The organism is Paenibacillus stellifer (assembly GCF_000758685.1).
GTDB lineage: Bacteria > Bacillota > Bacilli > Paenibacillales > Paenibacillaceae > Paenibacillus_AQ > Paenibacillus_AQ stellifer.
In genome coordinates this window covers 483,556-510,305 of sequence record NZ_CP009286.1, presented here as the reverse complement: position 1 = coordinate 510,305, position 26,750 = coordinate 483,556, and the positions used below count along the sequence as shown (strand labels likewise).

The window sequence follows — 26,750 nt, the reverse complement described above, 5'->3', positions numbered from 1 at the left end:
GCTTCTATGAAGCTGAATGTTGAAACAAGCGTGCGGCTCCAGGGAATGCTTGAGCTTCCCCTCCGCGCCTGGGTTTCAACTCTGAAATCTGACGGAGCAACATCTCGCTCCGCAGAAAGTTGGATAAGAAGAAATAACCAAGGAGTGAACCATCATGCAGCTGCAAAAAATATTCAACACCGAAGCGCCCAACCAATCGACCCGCATCATCGAAGGCGAATGCTCCGGCATCCTGAACTGGAACGACATCCGGATGCCGCATATGTATAAACTCTACAAAGTACTGCTCCTGAACCACTGGATCGCGGACGAAATCCCGATGTCCAAGGATGCCCAGCAGTTCCCGCTGCTGGAGGCCGAGGAACAGCGCGTGTTCAAGATCAACATCTCCCTGCTCGCCGTGCTGGATTCCATGCAGACCATGTTCGTGGGTGATGTGAAGCGGTATTTTACCGACTCCTCGCTGGAAGCCATCTCCGCGATCATCGGGCAGCAGGAGGTCGTGCACAACCAGTCCTACTCCTACGTCCTCTCCTCCATCGTGTCCGAACAGGAGCAGAAGGAAATCTTCGAATACTGGAAGCATGATCCGGTTCTGCTGGAGCGCAACCAGTTTATTTCGGAGATTTACCAGGAGTTCCGCGACAATCCGTCGCGGCAGAGCTTTTTCCAGGCGCTGGTGGCTGACCTGATTCTGGAAGGGATTTTCTTCTACAGCACGTTCGCCTTCTTCTACAACCTGGCCCGCGACCAGAAGATGATGGCGACCAGCCAGATGATCTCTTACATCCAGCGCGACGAGAACCAGCACTGCTATTTCTTCGCCGAAGTGTTCAAGCAGCTGCTCAAGGACTTCCCGGAGCTCGATACGAAAGAGAACATGGACTATGTGTACCAGACGATTGACCGCGCGGTAGAGCTTGAGACGAACTGGGCCTATTATACGCTGGAAAACGTGCGCGGCATCGATCTCGGCGAGCTTTCCGACTACATCAAATTCATCGCCAACAAGCGCCTGACCCTGATGGGGCTCGACAAGGCGTACCAGGGTGTGGACGTCAACTGCATGCCGTGGATCAAGCCATTTTCCGACGAGGCGCTGAACGCGACGAAGACCGACTTCTTCGAGGCCAAATCCCGCAATTACGGCAAGGTTGGCGACGACAACGGCTTTGACGATCTGTAAGACGAGATAAGATAAGACAAACCGTAATACCCGTAATATTCGAAAAAAACAAAACGGATGCGCCCTTTTGCAGGGAGTGCATCCGTTTTTGTGATAGCCTGCGGTTCATTGCTTATCACCAGTTGCAGGTTCAATGCTTATCACGCATGCTCACTTCTTCCGCGCCGCCTTAAGCTCGGTCTCCTCTGCAAATTCGCTGAGCGCATTATCCAGACGCAGCTTCAGTTCCTCCGCGATTTCGACCGTCCCCTGGTCGGTCCGCACCACCTGCGAATCGACGGCGTACACGCCGCCGAGAATATGGCGGGCGCCCAGCACGGACAGTACCGGCTTCAGCGCATAATCGATCGTGAGCAGATGCGCAAGGCTGCCGCCCATGAAGAGGGGGAGCACGATTTTGCCGGCAAGCCCTTTCTGGGGAATCAGGTCGAGGAACGTCTTCAGCACCCCGGTATAGGAGGCTTTGTAGACAGGGCTGACCACGATCAGCGCATCCGCTTCGGCCACGAGGCCGTTCGCCTTCACAATAGACTCGCTTTCGAACTTCGTATGAATCAGATCCTCCGGCGGAAGCTCCGCCACGTTGATGACGTCGACTTCAAAACCTTTGCCGGCAAGCGCGTTCTTCGCGTATTCGATCACCGCATTGATCCGCGACACGAGGGACGGGGTTCCGTTAATAAGCACAACCTTGGGCATGTTCCCACCTCTTCTTCTCTGACATCCATTTCTTTCAAATCAAATTTTAAATAAATCCTAACAAAGGCTTTCTTCCCTGTCAACGAAGACCCCTTGCCTTGCCGCCCTCTTCGCGTTATACTAAACGGCAACATCACATCCCGATTAGGCCCATGACCGGCATCCAACCGCGAGGCGTTCTCGACCAGGGCGGCAGTTGATCCGCTCTCTAAGTTAACCGGGTTTCGCCCGTTACCGCGAAGACCAAAGAGGATCGAAACGGCGCTTGCAAGTTAAGAAGCGGATGATTCGGTCAACCTGGGTGGCACCGCGAGCTGAAGCTCCTCGTCCCATGGATGAGGGCGTTTTTTGCATTTTTTTAACAAAAAGGAGCGAGCGGTTATGCTGGACATGGGGTTTATCCGGAACAATCAGGAATTGGTAAGAGTGACAGCGGAGCGGAAAAGAGTGGATTTCCCCCTGGAGGAACTGCTGGAGAAAGATGATAAACGCCGGCGGCTGCTCCGTGAGACGGAGGATCTTAGAGCGCAGCGCAATGCGCTGACCCGGGAAGTGGAATCGCAGTTGCGGCACGGGAACCGGGCGGAGGCTGAGGAGTTCAAAGCGCAGGTGCGGGCCATTGGCGGCAGACTGGCGGAGACAGAGACGGGGTTGGCGGAAGCCGAGTCGCGGGTAAAAGAACTGCTGCTGCTGGCGCCGAACCCCGTATCGGCGGATACGCCCATCGGAGCAAGCGACAAGGACAATATGGAGCTGCGCCGGTGCGGGGAGCCGACGGTGTTTGATTTTGCGGTCCGGGATCATGTGGAGCTTGGGGAACTGCACGGCATGATCGACATTCCCCGGGGCGTCAAAGCAGGCGGCGCCCGCAGCTACACGCTGAAGGGAGACGGGCTGTACCTCCACCTCGCCGTTCAGCGGCTGGCGATTGATGTGCTGACGGAGCGGGGCTTCACGGTCATGGACGTTCCGTCGATCGTGCGGCCGGAGACGCTGGAGCGGACCGGCTTCTTCCCCGGCGGCATGGATCAGACGTATGAGCTGGCCGGGGAGAACCGCTGGCTGGCGGGCACCTCGGAGGTGCCGCTCGTCTCGCTGTACAGCGATGAGGTGATCGACGTGACCGAGCCGGTGCGGCTCGGGGGACTGTCGGTCTGCTTCCGGCGCGAGGTCGGCTCGGCCGGACGGGATGTGCGCGGACTATACCGCGTCCATCAGTTCTCGAAGATCGAGCAGGTCGTGCTCTGCGAGGGCGACCCGCAAGTGTCGGAGGCGATGCTTCAGGAGATTCTGGGCAATGCCGAGCATATTCTGCAGCTGCTGGAGCTTCCCTACCGGGTCGTGGCGGTCTGCACCGGCGATATGTCGCTGAAGACGCACAAGCAGTACGACATCGAGACCTGGATGCCGGGAAGAGGCGCGTACGGCGAGACGCATTCGGCGTCGAACCTGCTGGATTTCCAGGCGCGGCGCTCGAACATCCGCTACCAGGGACCGGACGGCAAGCTGCGCTACTGCCATACGCTCAATAACACGGCGGCCGCGACGCCGCGCCTCCTGATCCCGCTGCTGGAGAACCATCAGCGGGAGGACGGCTCGATCTACATTCCGCAGGCGCTGCGGAAATACCTGGACGGCCGTGAGCTTCTTTCGGCTCCGGCTCCGGCTGCGGAGGCGTGATGGCTGTGAAGCATTCGGCTTAAGCTTGAAAGCCCGTATCTCGGCATTTCATGAGATACGGGCTTTCTTTATTTGAGTATGCGCGATTTGAATATGCGCAGCCAGCGGGGGAGTCTGCCTTTTCACGGTGAATTGGAACTAGTACCTCGGCTCATTTAAATCGCAGGTTCAACGATCACGATTGACGCAGCTGCCGGGCTCGCCCTTTCTAAATCATTAAATCGCTAGCTCCGATATCGTTCCATCCAGCGGACAGCATAGTCCACGATTCCCCGTTGGGACATCAGCCGGGCGGGCGCCGCGGCGACGCTGCCGTGCTTCACCCCACCGGTCTCGCGCTCATAGTCCTCGCCGATCCCGGGAAAGTCGTCCGAATTCCACTCCAGATCCGGGAAGAGCGCCCAGCGGCGGATTCCGTCTTCGGAGACCGGCGCGCCGGCTGTTATTTCTCTCCGGCCGGAATAAGCAGCGCGATGCTCGGACAGATGCATGGAGGTGTTATTGCCGTGGCCAACGCCGAGCAGCAGCACCATAGCATCCAGCTCGTACAGTCGTCCGAGCGGCGAATGCTCGCCCAGGCCGTAAGCCAGCTCATGGCCGGCGGTAACCGCCTCGGCATACTTGCCCCGAGCCGCGAAGGAATACAGCGGATGGGCGCTGCGCTTCACGCCTGACTGCTTGCGGAAGCACTCCGGGATGACGCCCATCGCGCGGGGCATCGTCAAATCCGGATCATAAGGCGGCATTTCCGCCCGGATCGTCTCCCACCACGCTTCCGGAACGGGCGGGTTGCTCCAGCCTGACGGATCGGTGAGGTCGGTTGAATGCGTAGGCATAACCAGCGTTCCCTCTTCCCCCAGCGCCTCCTCCAGGGCCAGGATGACAGCGGTGGGACCGCCCGCCACCCATTCTCCAAGCGATTTAAAAGATGAATGCAGCAGCACCGTCATTCCCTCCCGAACGCCGAGCGTGCGGAAATCCTCCGCCAAAGTCGATACGGTAATCAAGGTTCCCGAGATTTCGTTCATGGTTCACACTCCAATCGATGTATAAGATCCCGGTTGCCCTCTCAGCTAACTTTTCAATCAATCTATCTGTCAATCGGCATAAGCCGCAGACCGACCGGGCGGTCCTTTAGACTGATTCCAGGACTCCGGCTCTGCCGGACAACGGCTTCAGTAATGCGCCTATCTGGAGGCCGAGCGCGGCCCTGTTATCCCGCCAGCCGAATCCGAGATATCGACATCCGGCGGCACCCGGAAGTACCGCTGACACGACGGAAGAAGCGCGGCGATCTGAATCAGCAGACCGATCGTCATATACAGGACATGGATCACCGCCACGGCGTCCATAATATACGTCTCCACCATAATCCAGATAATCTGTCCGAAGCCGACATACAAGGCCAGCGTCCAGGTGGCATGCAGCTCTTTGAAAGGATTAATTGCATCCGCCCAAGACCACTGAGGTCTGCGGACAAGCCCGTACACCACCAGAAGCGGCAGCAGACCGAATACAACGAGCAGCAGAATGCCGGGGATCAGAAAGTCGTCAAAGGGTGACCGCTTCAGCATCTCATCCACCGGCATGCCCAGCTGTCCCCCGGACGGGTCAGTAATGAGCCCCACCCCTCCGGCTATGGCCCCTACTCCCAGAAATACAAGCAGCACATACAAAAACGTCACAGCCTTCGGTCTTTTTCCGCTTGTGCGGAAAGAGTTGGCCCTGTCTCCGCCTGCCCTTGCCTTCTCGTTCATTTGATCGTATCCTCGCTTTCGCTCTTGAAATGGGCGCCCCTATGCGAGCGGTCATCGGTTCTGCTTCCATTATACCGGACTCCGGCCCGTTCCTCAGAGACCTTGATTACATTTCGAAAAGTAAAGGCAAATCGGTGTGATTATCCGCACTTTGCGTTATACTGGATGAAGCTGGATTTCATTTTACGAAAAAAACGAGGTGACCGGGCGCGGCCAAGCCGCCGCTCTGAACGATGCCTATAATGTCCATAGATCAATCCGCAACGAAACGATGCGCCTACTGCCTTCAGGACAAACCGCTCTCGGAGTTCCGCAAAAGAACCGGCCGGCGTTCCAAAGGCGACTCCCGCCGCGGCGCTTGCCGGGAATGCCGGAAGCACCGCGAAGCCGGGACGCCTGACAAGAGCGTCCCGGCAGCGGCAGCGCAGCTGTCCCAGGCTGCGCCGGTCCCCAAGCCGGCGGCAGCCCGCCGGCAGAAGGCGCTCGCCGCGAAGCCCGGCGAGGCCATGCTGTCTGCGCCCGGGACTCCGGCGCAGGAACCAGGAGTCGCCGTGCCGGGCGGCTCCCCGGAGCGGGAGCCCGCATCGCCCGGGCTCCCGGCGGAAGCGGGCGGGGGCGGCGCTCCCCGCCGCAAGCGGAGACGCGGCCCGCGGAAACGGGCTGCGGCCGCGTCCGAGGGCGTGCCCGGCAGCGGCGCGGCTCCTTCGGCGCCCGAGCTGGAGAGCGCTGGCCCGCCGGACTCCGCCCAGCCGCAGGCTCCAGCCGCGCCGGTCCGGCGGAAACGCAGACGTTCCCGCCGGAAGGCAGCCGCCGAGCGGAAGCTGCATGCTTCCGCAGCCGAGGCCGCGCCGAAGACGCTGCCGAAGACGGAGCCGGCTCAGCCGCTTCAGCGCCCGCGCGGCCCGAAGCCTGCGCAAGACGACGTCTCGGCGCTCATGCCCTCGAAGCAGGGCATGATTCTGATGCGCGGCCACAGCGACAAGGGGCGGCGATGGCACCAGGAGATTGACCTGGAGCTTGCCGTTACGCTCGTCCGCGAGCAGGCCGCCATCGTCGTCGGCCGGCGGACGATCCGCCGGCTGTACAGCAACAAGGACTTCCGCAAGTTTATCCTGACACGGGACCGGTATACGTGCCACTTCTGCAGACAGTACGGCGATACAATCGACCATCTGCTGCCCCGGGCCAAAGGCGGCCATACAACACCGCTGAACTGCGTATGCGCCTGCAACCTGTGCAATCAGGCCAAAGCCGACCAGCTGGTCGATGAATTTATGGGAAAATAGCGGCAGCCCAAACACCCCATCCATTAAGCCGCGTTCCGCGAAAGGGGCAGGGCTTATGAATGGGGCGCTGCCGCATATGGCGGGTAGCTGCCCTTGGATCAGGACGAGCTTATAATATGCTTGACCCGGCCAACCTGACCGCTCGTCAGCCTCACTTTAATCCCATGGGGATGACGGGGCGAGTTCGTCAAAATATCCTTGACCGTGCCCCGGGTCAGCTTGCCGGTAGGCTGGTCCTGCTTCAGCACGATGTCCACTTCAAGGCCGGGACGAATGTCCGCCCGGTTCTGTCCGTTCATGAATTCCCCTCCTTCCCGGATGTACATCTTAGCGAATAAAGGATGAGAAGGCCATGGCTTTTGGTGTAAAAAAAGAAGAACTGAACCGCTGGAAACAAGCGGTCCTAAGCGGGGAAATCGCCTTTCTGACCCATTACTGGCTGGACCCGCGATTCCCCGGAATTACAACAGTGACCAAAGTCGGCTGCAGCGACCTGGAGCGCCTCGCAGCCTGGTGCAGAGACAACGGATTGCCTCCCCGCTATATCCACAACCGCTCGCCCTTTCCGCATTTCGATCTGATCGGCGAGAAGCAGCCGGAGATTCTGAAGCGCGAGGGGCAGTGGGAGCAGCTCCGCCGATTCAAGCTGCTGTAAAGGCTATTAATGTTATTGCATCAATGAAGGCTGTGAACGCGTTAATGGCTTTCCGCCGTTAGCCTGGAGCCTAGTTACAGCGGGATTGTCTGGGCCTGGCCGCACTCCCGCTAATCCGCTCTCTTCCACAGCAGAGATCGAGTTCGCTAAGCTTAAGCATCTAAGCATCTGTCTGTGAATCAGGGCTCCAGCCGGGACGCTGAGCACCCGTTATCCGTTCCGCTCAGGACTCCAGCTTCTCTTCGCGGCGGCTTCCCCGCAAATCCTCCATAATCTTGCGTCCTGTCGGTGTCTGGGCAAGTCCGCCGCCGGCGGTCTCGCGGTGCTTCTCGGGCATCGAAGAACCGACCTCCAGCATGACCTTGATCACCTCGTCGGACGGAATGACGCTGCGCACGCCGGCCAGTGCCATGTCCGCGGCCGCCAGCGCCGTCACGGCCCCGAAGCCGTTCCGGACGATGCAGGGAATTTCAACTAGTCCGCCAACAGGATCGCAGATGAGTCCGAGCGTATTCTTCAGCGCCAGTCCCACCGCATGCACAGCCTGGGCGGGAGTACCGCCGCGCAGCTCGGTCAGCGCTCCGGCCGCCATCCCGATCGCCGAGCCGACCTCAGCCTGGCAGCCCCCCTCCGCTCCTGAGACAAAGGAGTTGTTGGCGATGACATAACCGATGGCTCCGGCCGCGAACAGGCCGTAAGTCATCTTGTCATCGTCCCAGCCGAACCGCTCCTGGCAGCTCAAGAATACGCCGGGAATAATGCCGCATGAGCCGGCCGTCGGCGTGGCGATAATGCGTCCCATCGAAGCGTTGACCTCGGAGACCGCCAGCGCGTAGGCCATCGCCTGGCCGGATGGACCGCCGAGGCAGGATTCGCCCGAGGCATTGTAGGCGCCCACACGCTGGGCGTCCAGCCCGGTCAGCCCGCTGCGCGAGGTCGTGTTCTCCGTCATGCCGCGCTGCACGGCTTCCTTCATGACGCCGTAATATTCCTTCATTTTGGCGAATTCGGCGTCTGCGGGACGTCCCGATTCCGCACTCTGCTCTTCCAGCATCAGTGCCCCGATTTCTGTATTCCGCTCTGCCGCCAGCGCCGCAAGCTGGCTTAACGTATGAAAATTCATGACTGTTATTCCTTCCCTTTCTCTTCCTTCATGCCTTCAACTCCCGCCGATTCCGCAGGCTTCTTCTCTCCCTCTTCCAGATGGATCAGCTTGACCGATTGGACCGCAGGCAGCGCCATCAGCTCGGCTGCCAGCTCCGGCGCCAGCCGCTCATCCAACTCCAGCACGGTCAGAGCCGCGCCGCTGCGGTTCTTGCGGTCCAGCGACATATGCCCGATATTGACCCGGCCCCTGCGCATCGTGTCGGTCACGCCCGCCAGTACGCCCAAATAATCCATGTGATGAATAAGGACGGTGGGATACATGCCCGACAGCTTGACGCTGAAGCCGTCGATTTCAACGATCTCAATATTTCCCCCGCCGATGGAGATTCCGGTAAGCGACAGTCCGCCGCTCTCCCCGGCCAGCTCCAGCCGCACCGTATTGGGATGGGGGAACAAGCCCGCCCCCTGCCGGAACGACAAATCCATCCCGGCCGCTTCCGCCAGTTCAATGGAATCAGGCAGGCGCAGATCGTCCGTCGCGAAATCCAGCAGCCCGCCCGCGATCGCACGGTCCGTGCCGTGGCCCTGATAAGTAGCCGCGAACGATCCGTAGAAGATGACTTCCGCCTTCTGCGGCATCTCTCCGAGAAGCTGACGCGCCGCCCGCCCGATCCGGGCCGCTCCCGCCGTATGGGAGCTGGAGGGTCCTACCATCGCCGGCCCGATAATGGAGAATACATCTTTAAACCGCATTATTGTTAAGCCCCGCTTTCTGTTAAGGCGCCCCGGGCCTCAGCACCGGAATGCAGCCGCTGACTGCCGCCGGCAATAGGAAGCTGCGCTTCCCGTAGGGCGGCTCTTTCATTATACTCCCGCACAGGCCCATGCGTGAAATTTGTCGAATCAGATTGTGATGGAGTGCCAGCCACAGCTTATCTCACTCCAGCAGTTCTCACTCTAGCTGTCCTCATTTCAGCCGTTCTCACTCCAACTGTCCACACTCCAGCCGTTCTACTCTATCTGACCTCACAGCTGCTCCATTCACGTATAATCCCCAATTACGCGGCTACTCTTCCGCCCAAGCGTACAGCATTAGAGTTAGAGCAGCCCCAGCCGCAGCCCGCACTGCCGGGCCGCATGAGTTCAGCCGCTCCGTTCCCCATCCGCCATCCAGGTTGCGACCCAGGCACAGATCGCCATCGGCCATCCAGGTTGCGACCCAGGCACAGATCGCCATCCGCCATCCAGGTTGCCACCAAGGCCCATCCGCCCCCTTTTCCAGCGTGAAAGCCTTGCTTATACCGTGCTGCTTGAGTACAGCACCAGTCCGTTCCGGAGCTCCCAGCCCGCAAATTCCCAGAAACGCCTGCCTACGGCGTTGTCCTCAATGACGATAATATGGCATTTGGCGATTCCCGCCGCCTGGAGACCTTGCAGACAGCGCGTCACCATGCCTTTTCCGATGCCTTTCCCCCGGTATTTCCCGTTTACCGCCACATGGTACAGGAATCCTCTGCGTCCGTCATGCCCGCACAGCGCCGTACCGGCAAGCTCTCCCTCTTCCGTTACGCAGATCTGGCTTAAACCCGGGTTGCGGTCCAGAAACCGTAAAATTTCATCGCGCGAGTCCGCCTTGCTGAGTCCCATTCCTTCGGTGCCCGCCCACAGACCGTAAGCCGCTTCGTAATCGTCCCCTGTCATCTCTCTGTAAAACATCATTTCTCCTCCATTTATGCGGCGCACAGTCACAATCATCCGCTTCTTAGTTATTCCGTATGAGTTCGATATCTGGAAGTACCGTGTTCCTTTATTTCGCTGTCCCCCGTTTGACGAAACGGTATCCGGTGATTTCATATCCCATTTCACGGTAAAAACGGTGCGCTTCCTCTCTGGAGGTTCCGCTGACGAGCCAGGTGCCGATGCAGCCCCGCTCCTCCGCCATGCGCTCCGCAAATTCCATCAGCTTCCGGCCTACGCCCTGCCTCCGGTAAGCCTGGTTCGTCACCAGCATTGAGACTTCACCGTATCGCGTCAGGTCTTCGATGTTCTCACGCAGCCGAAATCCCATGCAGCCGAGCAGCAGCGGCCCTTTCGTGTCATCGGGGGTGTCGGTATTGTCTCCGGTCCCTGAAGACTCCGCTTCCCTAATTTCCGGCTTTTGCGCCTTCTCGCATACGAACAGCTCCTCGATCGGGCTCATCTCGATAAAATCGAGACGAAGCTCCACATCGCGCACCGTCGGCTGCCTGCCGTTCAGCTGACCGATCAGCTCCGCTATCGCCGCCGCGTCGCTCTGCAGCGCCCTGCGTATCACCATGTCCATCATTCGTCCCCCCCCCACATTTTCCAAGTCCAATCACCCCTTACCGGGCGAATGCATAGTCATATAGCATCCAACTCCCCCTTACAGGAGGATTGCCCATGAATCCCGCCTAACCCGTATTGCCCAGGATAATCGCCTGGCGGCGTCTTGCAGACGACGAGGGTTTGCCGGGAAGTATATAAGGCCAATTTAAAGCGCCAAGCTCATAAACCCTTATTTTTTGATCAAAAAAAGGTGTGCCATCAGCAGTCTGTCACATTTTCTCCGGGGCAGCAGGACCGCCAGCCCGTTCCCGAACCGCTGATGACCTTTACCAGTGCGCGAATACCTAAGGGTTTAGGGACAGCGGCAAGCTGATAAGCAAGGCAGCGCTGGCCACCGGCGAATGACAGCGGTAACGGACAGGGGGCCAAGCCCTGTGAACCGGAGGATGCTTGCCTCTATCCCGCATGCCAGGATCCCAGCTATGTCACGGGCGCCCGCATCCATGTCAACGGAGGAGTAATAGTATCAATTAAGGGGTGTTCCCATGAAATCCATCACGAACGACAATGTTCCATCCGTCCGCCTGAAGGCGGGCATGTACGCTCTGACCAAGCTGGCCGCTTCCGGCCTCGTCTTCACAGTGCTGGCCCTGCTCAGCCTGGCTGCCGCACGTCCCGTCACTGGCTGGCTTGCCACGCCGGCCTATAATGTATACGCCTACGCGCTTACCGTCTCCCTGCTGGCGGACGGGATGCTGCGGCTGCTGGACGCCCTGCGGCAGTCCCAAGCGCAGCCCGCCGGCGCGGTTGCGGCGGTCTACGCGATCGCCGGATTCGCTGCGGGACTCTGGCTCGCCCATGATCAGGGAAGAGGCTGGGTAGCCGCAGCCCTGTTCGGAATTGGCGTGCTGCTGCTGTTCCGCGCGGCCCAGCTCGCCGGAGAACGAATCCCCGGCCTGCTGCCCGTGTTCGCCCTGTTCGTTCCGCTGTTGGTCCTGCTTCTGTTCTAGAACGCAGCCTGAAATTCCTGCCTCCGCCCGCTCAAAGGGCTTCGACAATGTCGGTGGCCGTGACAGCCGATGGATCGCCGCGCATTAGCGCCGCCCGTTCGCCCGCCCGGCCATGCAGATAGACACCGAAGGCCGCAGCCTGAAGGCCGCTCAGCCCCTGGGCGAGCAGACCGGCGATGATGCCGGTCAGGCCGTCGCCCGCGCCGCCGGTGGCCATCCCGGGGTGACCGGTCGTATTGATAAAGATTCGCCCTTCCGGACCGGCGATGACGGTGTGCGCTCCCTTCAGCACCAATGTAACGCCATGCTCCCGGGCGTACGCACGCGCAAGGCCGATCCGGTCCCGCTGGACCTCGGCGTTCTTCATTCCCGCCAGCCGGGCCATCTCGCCGGGATGGGGAGTCAGAATAACAGGAGCCGGACGCTTCTTCCAGCTGCCGTATGGACACTCCGACAAAATATTGAGACCATCGGCGTCCACCACCAGCGGACAATCCGTCTCCTCCCAAATTCTCTTAAGCCATTCCTTGTCTCCTTCAAAACGGCCGATGCCGGGACCGACAGCCAGCACGTCGCGCTTCGCCGCGAGCCGGACCACTTCTCCGGCCGATGCGGCATTCCAGGTGCCGTCCGCCTCTCCCCCGGCGTCAGCCAGCATCAGCTCGGGCGCGGCGCCGACGAGAAGCGGCAGCAGCCGGCCCGGCGCCGCCCAGGTCGTCAGCCCGCAGCCCGCCCGAAGGGTCGCCCGGGCCGATATCAGACCGGCTCCGCTCATGGGCAGGCTTCCGGCGGCGACCAGCACATGGCCGTAGGTTCCCTTATGCCCGTCCGGCTCCCGGCGGCGGCTCACGTCGACGCCCAGCTCGCCTTCCAGCACGGAAGGCGAGAGCCAGAAGGCGGAGAGCCCCTCCCCGCGTGCCAGCATGGCGGGTATGCCGATCGAGCGGACGATGATTTCACCCGCCGCTCCGGCTCCCGGATACTGAAGCAGCCCCTGCTTCAGAAAGGCCAGACAGACGGTGAGCGCCGCCCGGATGCAGGGATCATGCGTCTCTCCCGTGTCGGCGTTCAGCCCGCTCGGGATATCCGCGGAGACGATCGACAGGCCGCTGTCATTGGCGGCCGAGATCAGCTCCGCGTAGGCTCCGCGCGGCGCACCCGCGGAGCCCGTGCCGAGCAGCGCGTCCACGATGCCGGTGTACCCGGCCATGCCGGACAAGCCGTCGCCGTACACGGCGGCGGGCAGTCCCATGGCCGCAGCGGCGTCGCGCTGCAGGGCGGCCTCGCCGGTCAGCGACTCCGGCGGGACCGCGTACAGCAGCGAGACGGCGATGCCCGCCTCGCTGAGATACCGGGCGGCGACCAGTCCGTCGCCGCCGTTGTTGCCCTTGCCGACGAGCACGAGCCAGCGCTCGCCTCCGGCATGCTCCAGCGTCAGCGCGGCATCCCCGCTGATGGATAGCTGCGGCGGGAATCCACCGGCTCCTGCCGCCCATCCATCACAGGCTCCGCTCCAGCGTGCGCTCCCCGGTCGTTCTCCCGAACCGGAAATCGCTGCTCCTCCGGCGGGCCATACGCCTGTCCGTCCGTATCCGTGAACGTCAGCCTGACCGGTTCCCGCCGCCGGGAACGCAGCTCCCGGTTCATTCCCGGTCATTCCGCCGCTCTGGACGGCGCGCATCCCCCCGGACAAGCCGCCCCGCCGCCTGCGGCACAGCCCGATGACTTCCTCCGCGATTGCGCGTCCGGCGTTCTCCATCAGAGCGACCGCCGGGATGCCCAGCCGCTCGATCGTGATGCGGTCCAGACGCCGCATCTCCTCCGCTGTTACCACATGCATGACCTTGTCCCTTCCTCTCGCCTGTTCTTGACCATCTGCAGAATCTTCTGCTGCCGGCCCGGTTAACGTTGATAATAGTTGACTCCCTGAAAGGTTCAGCCCATTAACGGTATCCCGAAGCCGGTGCGAATCAATAACCCACCGTGAAGCGGGCCCCGATAAAGTTGCCCTCCTCCACCTCGTCGATAATGGCCGCCGCATAGTCCTCCGTGCTGATTTCGCTTCGGCCGTTCTCATCTACGACAAGCCGGTCAAGGCCGATGCGGAATTGTCCCGTCCGCCGCCCCGGCGAGATAAACGCCGCCGGACTGGCATACGTATACTCCAGTCCCGACTTGGCGTAAATCTCGTAGGCGTCGGCATGAGCCGCGGCCAGAGGACGGATTTCCTCCGGGAAATCCTCCGCATCCATCAGCCGCTCGCCGTCGTCGTTCTTCAGGCTGCCCGCTCCTCCGACTACGATGAGCCTGGAGACTCCGGCTTTCTTCAGCCCCTCCGTCAGCGAGCGGGCAACCTCCAGCAGCTCCCCTTCCGCTCCGAACGCCGGACCATAGGCGCTGATCGCCGCCTCATGTCCGGACGCAGCCGAGGCTACTTCCTCAGGTCTCAGCAGATCGGCTGGCAGCGTCAATAGACCGTTATGCTGAACGTCCAGCGATTCGGGGCGGCGGACCGCCGCCGTAACTTCATGCTTCCGCTTCAGTGCTTCCGCCAGAATGGCGCGGCCGATAGTGCCGGATGCGCCGAACAGTACGATTTTCATATGAGAATCCCCGCTTTCTATCGATTTCGATATCTCGCTGAGCCGGGTAACCCCAGCTCTATTATCCTAATTTATCCAGTTAATGATTTATCCAGTCCATGATCTATCTAATACATGACTTATCGAATACATGGCGGCATGGCGGACAGAACCGCAAGGTTCCTGCATAATCACCAGTCTTAATCGCCCGTCGCGTCGCTTCCCAACTTCTGCCGCCCCCCGCTCTCCCAGCTTTCGAGCACAAAGAAGCCGTCCTTCCTGCTCCACTCCACATAATTCAGCGCCTTCACGTCGCGGTAGCCTCCATCCCGCAGGCCGCTTTCGAGCCAGACCCGGTCCCTGCCGATCTTCCGGAGGTTGTCCTCCAGAATATCGCCTTCTTCCACAAGCGAATAGACGAAGCCTGCCTCTTCCCGCTCCATGCCGAGCTCTCCCTTGGCGGGAACCTCAAATTCCGGCTTCTTCAGCACGCTGAGCGATCCGTTCTTTTCAAATATAGCATAAGCGACTTCTTCCACTGCGAAAATATCCTTCTGCCGCAGCATCATCCGAAGCTGGCCGAAGTCGATCCGGTTGCGTTTCATCTCCTTCATATCAATTTTGCCGTCACAGATCAGAATCGAGCTGGCGCCTTCAAGAGGAGAGCGGAACCGTTTGGCATGCTGGGTGATTTTTTCAAATAAATAGGACAAAAAGCCCCAGAGCAGCAGCCCGTAGAGCAGATGAAGATATTTCACATCCTTCTGGTACACGGTATTGCCCACAATCTCGCTCAGCATCAGGGATGATACGAAGTCAAAAGGCGTCAGCTGGGATATTTCCTTCTTACCGAGCAGCCGCGTCAAGATCCACAGTCCGATGAAACCGGTCGCCAGTTTAAGCGTAATTAAACCATAGTCCATAGTGCGCCCCCTCAAGACCGAAGTAGTATTCACACGAAAATATTACCCATTTCGCCAAACGGATGAATAAGGGGACGCTGCGGTGCGAACCCGCCAATGCCCTTGTTCCACGGCGGTTTCTATGGAATAGTATACAACAGTGCCCTGCAGGCACCAGAAAAAGGAAGGTTGTGAAACGATGTCATCACTGGGGAAATTGTTTAAATGGGGGACTTTTGCTTACGAGGCCTTTTTGGCTCTCCCGATCATCGGCGGCGCCTTTGTGGTCGCCAATGCCTGGATTCCGCTCGGAGTCGCCTTTCTGCTGCATGCCGTTGCCATCGCCGTTCTGTACAATGAGCGCGGTCGGGTTGCCGGCAACGTCCTCGGCGTCATCACCTCGATTATCGCTTTCATTCCGATTGTCGGCTGGATCATGCACGGAATCACCGCGCTCGTCCTGCTTATCGAAGGTTTGTCCGGGTCGCGCCGGACGCCCCGTTATTAAACGGCCGGATTCCGGCTGCAACGAAAAAAGCGGCCCTTCCGAAAGTTTCGGAATGGGCCGCTTCTTTCGAGACGGCATGCATGACGGTCTTCTGCGTCCGGTATATAAATACCATAGATAGGATTACGAGCAGGTTATGAGTAAGGGTATGATTGCAGAAATGAATCCGTTACGCTAGCTATCCTCTTCCAGCGGCGCGAGCGTCTTGACGCCGTCCTCCGGCATCCCCGCTGTGCCTAGCAGGGGTATTCTCGAACCGCTTACGCTCCGTACGTTCCATCTGCACAATCTGACCCTCATGGACTACGATGTGCAGAGAACCGAATTCCATGTCGTCCAACAGCCCCGCAATTCTCTCGAGCCAAATCCCGTCTACCTTCAGCGGTTTAGCCATGCTTTAAGCCTCCCTCTTTCTTAACACAGCGGATATGATTTCCGTCACCGTAAAACCTTGATTTCCAAGTTGTATACTATGATTTAAGTTAGCACGATGCCTTTTTTCTGTCAATATCAAAGTATACTTGCTCACCAGCATTTTGCATGATTCGAAAAATAAAGATTCCATGGTGCAATATAGAGACAGATACAGCCATTCTAATCTCTATATTGCCATTGACGGTTTGAAACCGCTCCATGGAATTATGCAGTAGGCTCTTACTTGAGATTTTTCCGCTCCAGCCAGCTTTTGATCAGCATCGTCACCAGCGCCAGCAACAGCAGCAGAGAAGCGACGGCAAAAGAGGCCGAGAACTGGTACTCGTTGTACAGAATTTCAACATGCAGCGGCAGCGTGTTCGTCTCTCCCCGGATATGGCCCGAGACGACCGAAACGGCGCCGAATTCGCCCATGGCCCGGGCGTTGCACAGAATAATGCCGTACAGGAGGCCCCATTTGATATTCGGCAGCGTTACGCGGAAGAATATTTGCCAGCCTCTGGCTCCCAGCGTCAGCGCCGCTTCCTCCTCCTGCGTTCCCTGGTCCTCCATCAGAGGAATCAATTCCCGGGCTACGAATGGAAACGTCACAAACAGCGTGGCCAGCACAATGCCCGGCAGTGCGAATACGATCTTAATGTCATGAGCGGCAAGCCATGGACCGAACCAGCCGTGGGCGCCGAAGACGAGAACAAAGATCAGGCCGCCGATGACCGGCGATACGGCAAAGGGAAGGTCGATCAGCGTGATAAGCAGTCCCTTGCCGCGAAATTTGAATTTGGTGACCGCCCAGGCCGCCACCACGCCGAATACCGTGTTCAGCGGCACCGTAATGCCGGCGACTAGCAGCGTCATCTTCAAGGCGGAGGCTGCGTCCGGATCTTTCAGAGCGGCCCAGTATACGTCCCAGCCCTGCTTCAGCGCTTCGGTGAGCACCAGAATGAGCGGCAGCACGATCAGCCAGATCAGCACCAGTCCCGCCGCCCCGATCAGCAGCCATTTCACCGCCGACGATTCGCTTGCAGCGGAAGAGACGCGGGCTTCGCCCCGCGAAGCGCGAAGCGGTACAGTTCCTGCCATGATTATTCCTCCTCCCCTGTCATCTTGAACGGTTATGCGCCCAGCGCTGCAGCAGATTAATGACCAGAATCATCAAGAAGGAAATCAGCAGCAGAAGCATCGCTACCGCCGTCGCTCCGGCGTAATCGTACTGCTCCAGCTTCGACATAATGAGCAGCGGCGCAATTTCCGTGCGCATCGGCATATTTCCCGAGATGAACACGACGGAGCCGTATTCGCCGATTCCTCTGGCGAAGGCCAGCGCGAATCCGGTGAGCAGCGGCGGAATCAGCTCCGGCAGGATCACCTTGCGGAAGATCCGCCAGCGTCCCGCACCGAGCGTGGCCGCTGCCTCCTCCGTGTCTCTCTCCATGTCCTCCAGCACGGGCTGAACGGTGCGCACGACGAACGGAATGCCGATGAACATCAATGCCAGTGTAATGCCAAGCGGCGTATAAGCAATCTTGAGGCCTAGCGGCTCAAGCCTCGAGCCGATCCAGCCGTTGGCGGAATAGAGCGCCGTCAGCGACACGCCCGCGACCGCCGTCGGCAGCGCGAACGGCAGGTCGATCAGGGCGTCGAAGATCCGCTTGCCCGGGAAGCGGTAGCGCGCCAGCACCCAGGCCAGGAGCAGGCCCAGCACTCCGTCGGCCAGGGCCGCGGCGGCAGCCGTCGATAGGCTGACCCGGTAAGAGGCCAGCACCCGGGGGTCTGTCGCCACGTCCCATAGCTTCGACAGCGTCAGTCCCGTGGAATTGAACAGCAGCGCCGCCAGTGGGATCAGTACAACGAGACTCAAATACAGAACCGTATAGCCCATCGTGAGTCCGAATCCCGGCAGCGTGCCGCGCCGGACCGTTTTGGCAGTGACATTCATGGCATTCGTTCATCCTTTCCTTGCGCCTTCGGCAACCGTCGGCCGATCAGCTTCCCATACCGCCCGCGATCTTGTCCTCAACCAATTGTCCCTGCGTCTTACTTGCCGGGAACGTAGATCTTGTCGAAGACACCGCCGTCGTTAAAGAACTTCTCCTGCGTTTCCTTCCAGGTTCCGAATTTGTCAGCCAGCGTGAACAGCTTGATTTCCGGGAACTTGGATTTGTATTCTTCCTTTACGCTGTCCAGCGTCGGACGGTAGTAGTTCTCGGCCGCGATTTTCTGGCCTTCTTCGCTGTACAGGTATTTCAGATAAGCTTCCGCGACCTCGCGTGTGCCCTTCTTGTCGACCACCTTATCGACGACGGCTACCGGCGGCTCCGCCAAAATGCTCTCCGACGGATAGACGATATCAAACTTATCCTTGCCAAGCTCGTTCACCGAGAGATAAGCTTCGTTCTCCCAGGCGATCAGCACGTCTCCAAGCCCCCGTTCCACGAAGGTTGTAGTCGATCCGCGAGCTCCGCTGTCCAGCACAGGCACATGCGTATACAGGTTCTTGACGAATTCCTGGGCTTTAGCTTCGTCATTGTTGTTATGATCCAGCGCGTAGCCCCATGCCGCCAGGAAGTTCCAGCGGGCTCCGCCCGAGGTCTTCGGATTCGGCGTAATGACCTGCACATCATCCTTCAGCAGATCCGACCAGTCCTTGATGCCTTTCGGATTTCCCTTGCGGACCAGGAACACGATGGTCGAGGTGTAAGGCGAACTGTTGTGATCGTATTTGCTCTGCCAGCCCGAGTTGATCAGTCCGGCCTTCTCCAGGGCGTCGATATCATATCCCAGCGCCAGCGTCACTACGTCGGCTTCCAGTCCGTCCTGAACGGAACGGCTCTGCTTGCCGGAACCGCCATGCGACTGCTTGATCGTTACTTTTTGTCCGTGTTCTTTCTCCCAATAAGCCGAGAAGGCTTTGTTGTAGCTTTCGTACAGTTCGCGCGTTGGGTCATAGGATACGTTCAGCAGCTCTACCGGATCCTTCGAGACCGGAGCTGTCGACGCCGCCGCCGATGCCGCAGGAGCCGCGCTGGCCGCACCCGCGGAAGCCTTGGCCGATGCCGATGCGCCGTTCTCTGAATTGTTTCCGCCGCAAGCCGCAAGCCCCGTCGTAAGCAGCAGCGCGACTCCCGTCAGCAATCCTTTTCTCCATCCTTTTTTCATCTTCAACACTCCCCCATTTTTTAGGTTTTCTTCCCTGACATCCCCGTTTTGGTTGCAAAAAAAGACAGAGGAACCCCGTAGGCGCGCAAGGAGGCTACAAAAGCCGCTGTACGTCCTTAACATGGGTTCCTCCGTCGGTACGGTAAGAACAATATTTATTATTCCTACCCAAATAGTGGGTTATGGACTTATAATACTGTCGCTCCCCCTTGTTGTCAACCTTTTATTTGCAAAAAAATAGGCTTGCGCCAATCGAAGCGGACAGCTTCTTACCACATCCGCCGCACGGCTTCGGCAAGCCCACTGCCCTGCTCTCTCCCGGCAATCGCAGCCGGACCTCTTCGGCTTGGATCGTACGGATTCGGACCGATCGCTTTGGCGCTATTCGCATCCGGAACGATCAGGCTCACCTTCGAAGCCCGCTCCATGGCCGCCGCTTCCTCAGCCGCCCCCGGGATCAAGCCGTATCCGCCGGGCATCGGAGCGAGAATCACGATTCGCTCATATCCTTGCGCCAGGCGCGCATTGGCCGGAGAGACCATGCCTCCGTCAATCCATGCCCTGCCGTCAGCATGCACAATCGGCCATATTCCCGGAACTGCGCCGCTTGCGCTTACCGCATCAATCAGGGACAGGCCCGATTCCTTGCCGAGGACATGAAGCTCTCCGGTATCCGCCTCAATGGCGGTTACCCGGAGCTTCTCCGGCCATTCCTCCGCTTTCAGCCGGGCCTGTACCGCCCTGCGGCGAAGCTCGGGAGGCACTGGAGCAGGGAACCGCTTGGCCAGTTCTCCAAAGGCAAGTCCGACCTTCTCCGGATCGCTTCCTCCCGTGATAAAAGCGTTCCGCCAGCTCTCCCGGACCTTAGCCCCGGCGGATGCCGGAATTTCCGCTTCTGCCGGTTCCGACTGGGCGGCGAACAGCTCCAGCAGATTGCTGCCGGAAGCCAGCGCGGCTCCGGCAAAAGAGCCCGCCGATGTTCCGAATATCGCATCTGCCTTCCCGAGATCAACCTCGGCCTCGGACAGGCCCAGCATCACGCCGATCTCCCAGGCCATTCCCGTCACCCCGCCGCCGCCCAAGACCACTGCACGCGTCCCGGCCTTCGGCTGTATGAAATCACGCATATTTCTTCAGCTCCTTATTATGAATGTGAATGTCAGCCCCGGCTGCCGCTCGGACGGCCGCGCATCGTGGATCGGGCATGGTACATCGAGCATGGTACATCGAGCATGGTACATCGAGCATGGTACATCGAGCATGGTGCATCGCATATTGTACATCGTACATTAAGCGTCGTGCATCGCACATCGTACATTGAGCGTCTTACATCAAGCGTCTTACATCAAGCGTCTTACATCAAGCGTCTTACATCAAGCGTCTTACATCGAGCGTCGTGCGCCGCGTTTATGTTGTCCAAGCGAAATCCTCTGAGCCGGGAAGAGGCAAATGTTAACTGCTCCCCAAGCTCTTGTCACCAGCCTGGGCTGCGGTTAGAGTATAAACTATTAAGTATACTTGAAGGTCAAACCCTTTTCTGTATAAGGAGAATACGGTGAAAATTCAGACATTGGCCCGCATAACCGGTCTCAGCGCGCCGGCCATCCGTTATTACGAGAAGGAAGGACTGCTGGATGAGCGCCATGTCCGGCGGGAAGCGAACAACTACCGCGAATATACGGAAGAAGCCGCAGAGCATCTTCTGACAATCAGGAGAATCCAGTCGGCGGGATTTACGCTGGCGGAACTTAGGGAACTGATCCGGGAGAATGATGCTTACGGGCTGTCTCTGCCTAGGACTATAGATCTCCTGCAGGAGAAGATCTCGGAAATCGGCAGGAAGCAGGCCGAGCTGGAGCAGGTTCAAGGGCTGCTCTCCCGGATGCTCCGGAACAAGCTCGCCCGGCTGGAATCGGGACGCGGAGCGCCGGGAGATGACCTCTTCCAAGGCCGTTAGCCGCGCGAAACACATGCTTGATCCGGGCGCGGGACGTGAATAGAATAATTCGATATTCGAATGATGCAAAATGCTGACACATCTTAGATACGGGGATATTTGTCCTACACCAACCGGGGGAAGAGAGACTCATGAATATAGAACTCAGGCTGCCGCCTTCGCCGCCGAAGAGGCGGCGGCACAGACGCGCAGCACAATGGCTGGCGCACCGGCTCCGGGACACGGCGCACTATGATACGCCCTTATGGCGGGGAGCCCTGCTGGGCCCCTGGCTGATCGGCTTCGCCGCGTTCACCGCCGTTCTCCTCGGCGTGCCGACAGGCTTCGGCAGGCCCTTCGACCTGATGCTCGCGGCTGCGGCGGCCGCGACCCTGCTGGCGGCCGCCGGCTATCCCGCCGCCGCGCTTCTGTCGCTGCTGGGCCTGCGGCTTCCCCGCCTGTTCACCGCCTGCGTGCTGGCCAGCGCCGGCGCCGTTCTCGTTATCCTGCTCAGCTCGGATATCGCGCTCCCCGCCGCCTGCGCAGCCGCAGCCGCCGCAGGGGCTGCAGCCGCAATCGGCGGCTGGGCCTGCGGCCTCATCCGCATAGGACGGCGGCTGCCGGGCCTGGCGCTCCTGGCCGCGCTTGCCGGCGCCCTCCTCCTGATTCCCGGAGGGCCGGCCTTTCAGGCCGGTTTCCCTGCGGAATCCGGCGCGGATGACAGAGACGATGCGGGCGGCATCGCAGCCGCCGGCACCGTGGCCCCGCTGACGGCGCCCAACCCCGGATTGCCCGGAGCGTACGCTTACCGCAGTTTCACCTATGGCAGCGGGTCCGACCGGCACCGGCCCGAATTTGGCGCGCAGGCAGAGCTGATCTCGGAGCCGGCTGACGCCTCTTCCTACACGAGCGGATGGACGCGGCTGCGCACCTGGTTCTGGGGGTTCGGCCCGGATGCGCTGCCGCTGAACGGAAGAGTCTGGATGCCGGAAGGCGAAGGGCCATTTCCTCTTGTGCTCATCGTCCACGGCAATCACAGCATGGAGGATTTCTCCGACACCGGGTACGCCTATCTCGGAGAGCTTCTGGCAAGCCGCGGCTTCATTGCCGTATCGCTGGACGAGAATTTCCTGAATTATTCCGCCTGGTCGGACATTCCGGACAATGACTACAAGCTCCGGGCCTGGATCATCCTGAAGCATCTGGAGCAGCTTGCGGAGTATAGCGATACGCCGGGCAATCCGTTCTTCGGCAAGATTGATTATTCCCGGACCGCTCTGATCGGGCACAGCCGGGGCGGCCAGGCTGCGGCTATGGCAGCCGATGCCGGGCGCTGGTTTAGTGCCGATCCCGTGCTGCTCTCATCGGAGCGTTACCGGATCTCGGCCATAGCCGCTCTGGCCCCGACCGACCAGACGGTGGACGGAGAGAAGGCCGAGCTGCAAGATATCAGCTATTTGACGCTGCAGGGTGCCCATGACGGAGACGTCCATAATTTCGATGGTGACCGGCAATATATCCGGACCTTCTACTTGCAAGGCAGCTCCGCTTTCAAGTCGTCGCTGTATATCGGCGGGGCGAACCACAGCCAGTTCAATACCAGTTGGGGCCTGTATGATCTGTCACCGCCCGCCGGCCTGTTTCTAAACCGGAGCGATATTATGGAAGGCGAAGAGCAGCGGCGGATCGCCAAGGTATATGTCTCCGCCTTCCTGGAGACATCGCTGCACGGCAACCGAGCCTATGCCGGACTATTTCAGGATTACCGCAGCGGACTGGCATGGCTTCCCGCCGGGACGTCCTATTTCAACCGCTACGAGGACGGCACGCTGGCCTTGATTGCCGGCTTTGACGAAGACCGGGATTCCGGTACGGCCAGCCTTGGGGCCTCGGCAGCTTACGCCGGGCTTCGCCTTAGTGAGGAGACCGTCAAGAACCGGGAGGGCGGAAGCAAAGACACCTACGGTGTTCGGCTGGAGGTCACGGACCCGGATTTCAAATCGGAGGGATATTACCGTCTTTCGCTTCAATCGGGGCCTGTTATGGATCAGGTGCTGTCGGGAGCGGAAGGCTTATCCTTCTCCATGTCCAATTTGCAGGGAACGTCTGACTCCGGCGCTCCGGAAATTGATGTTGAGCTTACCGATACCGCCGGCGCCGCCTCCCGGGTGTCACTGTCGTCGGTCATGACGCCGCTGCCTCTCCCCCAAACCCGGTTTACTCGCACCGCATGGCTGGAGAAGCAGGTCGCAGGCGGCAAATTCGCCAACTCCACCGAAGCCGTGTTTCAAACCTACCGGATTCCGGTCGCGCTCTTCCGGCAGAAGAACGCCGCCTTCGACCCGGCACATCTGAAATCCGTCACGTTCTACCTGGGGCAGAAGGGCGATGCCGTTATGCTTGATGATATCGGCTTTTACGGCAGCCAGGGATCAACGCCATTCAGCGTCCTTTAGAAGCATGAACAGCCCTGATCCGGGACATTCCGGGTCAGGGCTGTTCGGCTTCTTTTATATGAAAGATGAATTACAGCGCTTTGATGGCAGACGATTCTGCAACGGAGTTCCAGACTCCCAGTTCTTCAGCCTTCATGACTCCGCGGTCGGCTGCGAGCGCATCGGTCAGCGCTCTCCGTTCGATTTCACTGATTCCGGCAATCTCCAACTGGCCGTTCTTAACACGATGGGCTGCGGCAGAATCCTTCATTAAGCTATGGATCAGTTCTTTTAACATGATAAATTCCCCCAATCGATTAGTTGCGCCCGGTCTATTCGGCCAGAGCGAGAATACGGTTTTTCCAGTAAGCGTCAATGTCCAGCTTGTTAACCAGTTCCACAAAACGGTAGCTCCGGGTTCGGATCATGACCGAGGTATACAGATAAGCCCCTGTCTCCTCCAATACCCGTTCAAACTCATCCATGCGGCCAATCATTTCTTCCGGCTCCAGCATTCCGTCAAAATAGTCTGCGATCCAGCGGCTGTTCTCCGGCAAATACTGCAGCAAGAACAGGGTGGACAGCGTCCGCTTGCGGCTTAACAGGTCGCCTTTTTGCCGGTTCAGCAAATCGTTGGCATCATTCTTGATCTGCTCGGCCATGCCCAGTTCCTCGGCATATTCGGCTACCTCTTCCTTGACCTCTCCCGTTGCCAGCACCGTACCGATCATGCAAGCCGCCACGACAAATCCGGCCGACTTCTCCCGTATCATGGCCAAATAATCCTCTTCGTCCCGGATTTCGTTCAGAAGATCGGTCGTTTGCCCATTCAGGGCCGCCAGGGTTCTTGCGTTCATGAACTGAACGGCCAGGTGGACCCTTTCGAGCGGGAAGCTGCCGGTAAGCAGGAGCTGCTGGGACAGAATCGTCATCCCCACGGCGATATTAAGCGCCACTTCGGGACGGATTCTATTCCAAGCCGAGTCCTGATCGTCCCGATCCTGCAGATCGTCGATAATATCAGCACCGAGAATCATCAGTTCAACCGCCGCCGCCGCCCGGTACACAGCCGGGTCGCTTCCACCGAAAGCATGATAATGCAACACGGTCAGCTTGCCGCAGGGCATCCCTCCTCTCAGTTTCTCTTCCGCACAGGCAAGCGCCGGACCTTGCAAAGACGGCACTTGGAAATAATCCCGTACGGCTTCCCTGATTTCCCTGCCTACGGATTCTGCAAAATGCTCCATTCTGCCCTCGCTTTTGAGCTTCTTCTGTCGTTTCCATCCTGTCATTGCTAGATATTCGATCTTTATTTACCAATTCCTTCAAAACGACAGCGGGCTTGCTCATTTTTTTTATACGTTCTTCAGAGCGTCCCGTTCACTAATTCACCGGAGCGATGCAGACCGGCGAAGAGATGCCGAGTTCATTGCCCGTCGGGATCAGACGCCCGCTCTCGGCATCGATCCGGAAGGAGGTGATGTTGTCACTGCCCTGATTGGCGGCCAGCAGCCAGCCTTGGCAGATCGCGAAGTTGCGCGGCGTCCGTCCGCCGGTGATCTGCCAATCGGCAGCAGTCAGCAGGCCGGTCTCACTGTCGATATGGAACAGCGCGACGCTGTCATACCCGCGGTTTGAAGCATATAGAAAGCGGCCGCAGGGAGAGACATGGATATCAGCCGCCGTATCGTCGCTGCCGGGCACATAATGCTCGGGAAGCGTCGGCACATGCTGCAGAGCTTTCAGAGTACCGGCCACCGCGTCATAAGTGAAGACCGTGACCGTGTTGTTCAGCTCGTTGATGCAATACACCCGCTTTCCGTCCGGATGGAACGCCAGATGCCTCGGTCCCGCTCCTTCCGGCAGAGACACTTCGCGCTGAAGGACAAGCTTCCCGGCTTCCAGCCGGTACAGCATAATCCGGTCCAGCCCAAGATCGCATACCATTATCCACTCGCTGCCCGGTTCCGGGTTAATGGAATGGGGATGCGGTCCCTCCTGACGGTCCGGGCGGACTCCGGCTCCCTGATGTCTGACGTTAGAGGTCATCTCACCAAGCGAACCATCCGGATTGACCGGATACGCGTTGATATTGCCGCCGGAATAATTGGAGACGAGCACATGCTTGCCATCTTGGCTGACCGACACATAGCAGGGATCTGCCCCTTCGGTTGCCCGGCTGCCCAGCGGAGCAAGCTCCATGGTTTCGGCGTCCACCGAAAAAGCCGCGGCTTCACCGCTCCCCTTCTCGCTGACGGCATACAGCACTTGCTGCCGGCTGTCCAGGGTTATGTACGACGGATTCCCGATCCCGGCGGTTCCACCGATTCTTCTCATCTCTCCATCCTTTATGTTCAAGGCGCACAGATGGATGGACGGCTGATCGGCGGGACCGTAGGTTCCGACATAGAACAGAATTTCATCTGGATGCTTCATGACAGAGCTCCTCCTCAGGTTATCTTATGTACGGGCGGGCTTCCGCCCTCTTCTTCTTTATTACCCTTGCAAGTAGGGGGGAAACGCGGCTATACGAGAACTTTGCCCTGCTCCTGCCAAAACCAAAGCATCCTCCATTTTGAGCCTCCGGCATGCATGTACTTCCTCTTTTTTTGGGAAAAATTGGACCTGATTTAAACCTTTTGCTTGAGGTTAATAGTTAGCATCCAAGACAATAAACCAAAAGGAGCTGAAGCAACATGAGTTTCATATGGATGCTGATAGTTGGCGGAATTATTGGTTGGCTGGCTGGTCTCATCATGGGCAGAGATATTCCGGGAGGTATCATCGGCAACATCATCGCCGGTATCCTTGGTTCTTGGCTGGGCGGTTTTCTCGGTGATTGGGGGCCGCGCGTCAGCGACTTCTATGTTCTCCCATCCCTGATCGGCGCGATCGTTCTGATTGCAATCGTCAGCCTTGTGATGCGTTCCATGGGCGGACGAACCCGTTCTTAACCAATGTACCACTTCGATTTTGAAAAATAAAATCATGCCCTCTAAACCGCAGGCAGAAGCCTGCGGTTTTTGCCCTATATCCAAACGCTTCTCCCCCGGACAACCGCACGGGCGGGTATTTGGGCGCTGGAAAGCTTTTCTGATATAATGGAAGC

29 protein-coding genes are annotated in these 26,750 nt (G+C 59.1%); 9 read left to right on the top strand and 20 right to left on the bottom strand.

What is annotated here, in order from left to right; genetic code table 11:
• The first annotated feature begins 154 nt into the window (after positions 1-154).
• Positions 155-1,186 carry a ribonucleotide-diphosphate reductase subunit beta gene (locus PSTEL_RS02470; RefSeq protein WP_038693260.1) on the top strand — a complete coding sequence of 344 codons (1,032 nt, stop codon included), beginning with the start codon at positions 155-157 and terminating at the stop codon, positions 1,184-1,186.
• A 150-nt stretch (positions 1,187-1,336) separates the two neighbouring features.
• On the opposite strand, the gene ssuE is transcribed toward PSTEL_RS02470, so the two are convergent.
• Entirely contained in the window at positions 1,337-1,885 is a 549-nt protein-coding gene (gene ssuE / locus PSTEL_RS02465; protein WP_038693258.1) for an NADPH-dependent FMN reductase, read from the bottom strand.
• Between the two features lie 381 nt (positions 1,886-2,266).
• Between ssuE and serS the strand changes: the two genes are divergently transcribed.
• Positions 2,267-3,565, top strand: a complete 1,299-nt coding sequence (gene serS / locus PSTEL_RS02460; protein ID WP_038693256.1) for a serine--tRNA ligase — start codon at positions 2,267-2,269, stop codon at positions 3,563-3,565.
• A gap of 224 nt (positions 3,566-3,789) precedes the next feature.
• Here serS and PSTEL_RS02455 read toward each other — a convergent pair whose 3' ends face one another.
• Both PSTEL_RS02455 and PSTEL_RS02450 read right to left on the bottom strand, forming a co-directional pair.
• Positions 3,790-4,593 (bottom strand): AAC(3) family N-acetyltransferase, encoded by an 804-nt coding sequence (locus tag PSTEL_RS02455; RefSeq protein ID WP_038693254.1) that lies wholly within the window; start codon positions 4,591-4,593, stop codon positions 3,790-3,792.
• 159 nt (positions 4,594-4,752) lie between these two features.
• Positions 4,753-5,322, bottom strand: coding sequence for a hypothetical protein (locus tag PSTEL_RS02450; protein WP_218917571.1), 570 nt, complete (start codon positions 5,320-5,322; stop codon positions 4,753-4,755).
• Positions 5,323-5,564: 242 nt separating this feature from the next.
• Between PSTEL_RS02450 and PSTEL_RS28265 the strand changes: the two genes are divergently transcribed.
• The gene (locus PSTEL_RS28265) at positions 5,565-6,608 is read left to right on the top strand and encodes an HNH endonuclease signature motif containing protein (RefSeq protein ID WP_245625056.1); all 1,044 of its coding nucleotides are present in this window, start codon (positions 5,565-5,567) and stop codon (positions 6,606-6,608) included.
• Between the two features lie 98 nt (positions 6,609-6,706).
• Here PSTEL_RS28265 and PSTEL_RS02440 read toward each other — a convergent pair whose 3' ends face one another.
• Positions 6,707-6,907 (bottom strand): YwbE family protein, encoded by a 201-nt coding sequence (locus tag PSTEL_RS02440; RefSeq protein ID WP_038693253.1) that lies wholly within the window; start codon positions 6,905-6,907, stop codon positions 6,707-6,709.
• 53 nt (positions 6,908-6,960) lie between these two features.
• On the opposite strand from PSTEL_RS02440, the gene PSTEL_RS02435 reads away from it, so the two are divergent.
• Positions 6,961-7,263 carry a hypothetical protein gene (locus tag PSTEL_RS02435; protein WP_038693252.1) on the top strand — a complete coding sequence of 101 codons (303 nt, stop codon included), beginning with the start codon at positions 6,961-6,963 and terminating at the stop codon, positions 7,261-7,263.
• 223 nt (positions 7,264-7,486) lie between these two features.
• Here PSTEL_RS02435 and sdaAA read toward each other — a convergent pair whose 3' ends face one another.
• The 5 genes from sdaAA to PSTEL_RS02415 form a co-directional block, all read right to left on the bottom strand.
• Positions 7,487-8,386, bottom strand: coding sequence for an L-serine ammonia-lyase, iron-sulfur-dependent, subunit alpha (sdaAA, locus tag PSTEL_RS02430; RefSeq protein ID WP_038693251.1), 900 nt, complete (start codon positions 8,384-8,386; stop codon positions 7,487-7,489).
• A gap of 5 nt (positions 8,387-8,391) precedes the next feature.
• Positions 8,392-9,123 carry an L-serine ammonia-lyase, iron-sulfur-dependent subunit beta gene (gene sdaAB / locus PSTEL_RS02425; RefSeq protein ID WP_052098138.1) on the bottom strand — a complete coding sequence of 244 codons (732 nt, stop codon included), beginning with the start codon at positions 9,121-9,123 and terminating at the stop codon, positions 8,392-8,394.
• A gap of 313 nt (positions 9,124-9,436) precedes the next feature.
• Positions 9,437-9,607 (bottom strand): hypothetical protein, encoded by a 171-nt coding sequence (locus PSTEL_RS27330; protein ID WP_156995754.1) that lies wholly within the window; start codon positions 9,605-9,607, stop codon positions 9,437-9,439.
• A gap of 59 nt (positions 9,608-9,666) precedes the next feature.
• On the bottom strand, positions 9,667-10,089 hold the full coding sequence (locus tag PSTEL_RS02420; RefSeq protein ID WP_038693250.1) for a GNAT family N-acetyltransferase: 423 nt from the start codon (positions 10,087-10,089) through the stop codon (positions 9,667-9,669).
• A gap of 88 nt (positions 10,090-10,177) precedes the next feature.
• Positions 10,178-10,693: a GNAT family N-acetyltransferase gene (locus PSTEL_RS02415; protein ID WP_038699987.1), complete on the bottom strand. Its 516-nt coding sequence runs from the start codon at positions 10,691-10,693 to the stop codon at positions 10,178-10,180.
• A 529-nt stretch (positions 10,694-11,222) separates the two neighbouring features.
• Here PSTEL_RS02415 and PSTEL_RS02410 point away from each other — a divergent pair.
• A complete protein-coding gene (locus PSTEL_RS02410) occupies positions 11,223-11,687 on the top strand; it encodes a hypothetical protein (protein ID WP_038693248.1) in 465 nt (154 codons plus the stop codon).
• A gap of 31 nt (positions 11,688-11,718) precedes the next feature.
• On the opposite strand, the gene PSTEL_RS02405 is transcribed toward PSTEL_RS02410, so the two are convergent.
• The 3 genes from PSTEL_RS02405 to PSTEL_RS02395 form a co-directional block, all read right to left on the bottom strand.
• The gene (locus PSTEL_RS02405) at positions 11,719-13,527 is read right to left on the bottom strand and encodes a bifunctional ADP-dependent NAD(P)H-hydrate dehydratase/NAD(P)H-hydrate epimerase (RefSeq protein ID WP_038693247.1); all 1,809 of its coding nucleotides are present in this window, start codon (positions 13,525-13,527) and stop codon (positions 11,719-11,721) included.
• A 130-nt stretch (positions 13,528-13,657) separates the two neighbouring features.
• Entirely contained in the window at positions 13,658-14,290 is a 633-nt protein-coding gene (locus tag PSTEL_RS02400; protein WP_038693245.1) for an NAD(P)-dependent oxidoreductase, read from the bottom strand.
• A gap of 179 nt (positions 14,291-14,469) precedes the next feature.
• Positions 14,470-15,192, bottom strand: a complete 723-nt coding sequence (locus tag PSTEL_RS02395) for a DUF421 domain-containing protein (protein WP_038693244.1) — start codon at positions 15,190-15,192, stop codon at positions 14,470-14,472.
• Between the two features lie 178 nt (positions 15,193-15,370).
• Here PSTEL_RS02395 and PSTEL_RS02390 point away from each other — a divergent pair, with 178 nt between their 5' ends.
• Positions 15,371-15,679: a hypothetical protein gene (locus PSTEL_RS02390; protein WP_038693242.1), complete on the top strand. Its 309-nt coding sequence runs from the start codon at positions 15,371-15,373 to the stop codon at positions 15,677-15,679.
• A 178-nt stretch (positions 15,680-15,857) separates the two neighbouring features.
• Here PSTEL_RS02390 and PSTEL_RS02385 read toward each other — a convergent pair whose 3' ends face one another.
• The 5 genes from PSTEL_RS02385 to PSTEL_RS02365 all read right to left on the bottom strand — a co-directional run bounded on the left by PSTEL_RS02385 (position 15,858) and on the right by PSTEL_RS02365 (position 20,397).
• Positions 15,858-16,073: a YezD family protein gene (locus PSTEL_RS02385; RefSeq protein ID WP_038693240.1), complete on the bottom strand. Its 216-nt coding sequence runs from the start codon at positions 16,071-16,073 to the stop codon at positions 15,858-15,860.
• A gap of 260 nt (positions 16,074-16,333) precedes the next feature.
• Positions 16,334-17,194 carry a sulfate ABC transporter permease subunit CysW gene (cysW, locus tag PSTEL_RS02380; protein WP_038693238.1) on the bottom strand — a complete coding sequence of 287 codons (861 nt, stop codon included), beginning with the start codon at positions 17,192-17,194 and terminating at the stop codon, positions 16,334-16,336.
• Positions 17,195-17,213: 19 nt separating this feature from the next.
• Positions 17,214-18,050, bottom strand: a complete 837-nt coding sequence (cysT, locus tag PSTEL_RS02375) for a sulfate ABC transporter permease subunit CysT (protein ID WP_038693236.1) — start codon at positions 18,048-18,050, stop codon at positions 17,214-17,216.
• A gap of 98 nt (positions 18,051-18,148) precedes the next feature.
• Complete coding sequence (locus PSTEL_RS02370; protein WP_038693235.1) at positions 18,149-19,270, bottom strand: sulfate ABC transporter substrate-binding protein; 1,122 nt, start codon at positions 19,268-19,270, stop codon at positions 18,149-18,151.
• Positions 19,271-19,539: 269 nt separating this feature from the next.
• Positions 19,540-20,397, bottom strand: coding sequence for a patatin-like phospholipase family protein (locus PSTEL_RS02365; RefSeq protein WP_038693233.1), 858 nt, complete (start codon positions 20,395-20,397; stop codon positions 19,540-19,542).
• 428 nt (positions 20,398-20,825) lie between these two features.
• Here PSTEL_RS02365 and PSTEL_RS02360 point away from each other — a divergent pair, with 428 nt between their 5' ends.
• Together PSTEL_RS02360 and PSTEL_RS02355 are read left to right on the top strand one after the other, a co-directional pair.
• Positions 20,826-21,227: a MerR family transcriptional regulator gene (locus tag PSTEL_RS02360; RefSeq protein ID WP_052098136.1), complete on the top strand. Its 402-nt coding sequence runs from the start codon at positions 20,826-20,828 to the stop codon at positions 21,225-21,227.
• Positions 21,228-21,358: 131 nt separating this feature from the next.
• Positions 21,359-23,662: an alpha/beta hydrolase gene (locus PSTEL_RS02355; protein WP_052098135.1), complete on the top strand. Its 2,304-nt coding sequence runs from the start codon at positions 21,359-21,361 to the stop codon at positions 23,660-23,662.
• Positions 23,663-23,732: 70 nt separating this feature from the next.
• On the opposite strand, the gene comX is transcribed toward PSTEL_RS02355, so the two are convergent.
• The 3 genes from comX to PSTEL_RS02340 form a co-directional block, all read right to left on the bottom strand.
• On the bottom strand, positions 23,733-23,939 hold the full coding sequence (gene comX, locus PSTEL_RS02350; protein WP_038693232.1) for a competence pheromone ComX: 207 nt from the start codon (positions 23,937-23,939) through the stop codon (positions 23,733-23,735).
• A gap of 34 nt (positions 23,940-23,973) precedes the next feature.
• Complete coding sequence (locus PSTEL_RS02345) at positions 23,974-24,933, bottom strand: polyprenyl synthetase family protein (protein WP_038693230.1); 960 nt, start codon at positions 24,931-24,933, stop codon at positions 23,974-23,976.
• A gap of 91 nt (positions 24,934-25,024) precedes the next feature.
• Positions 25,025-26,077: a lactonase family protein gene (locus tag PSTEL_RS02340; RefSeq protein ID WP_038693229.1), complete on the bottom strand. Its 1,053-nt coding sequence runs from the start codon at positions 26,075-26,077 to the stop codon at positions 25,025-25,027.
• 260 nt (positions 26,078-26,337) lie between these two features.
• Between PSTEL_RS02340 and PSTEL_RS02335 the strand changes: the two genes are divergently transcribed.
• Positions 26,338-26,595, top strand: coding sequence for a GlsB/YeaQ/YmgE family stress response membrane protein (locus PSTEL_RS02335; RefSeq protein WP_038693228.1), 258 nt, complete (start codon positions 26,338-26,340; stop codon positions 26,593-26,595).
• Positions 26,596-26,750: the final 155 nt, after the last annotated feature.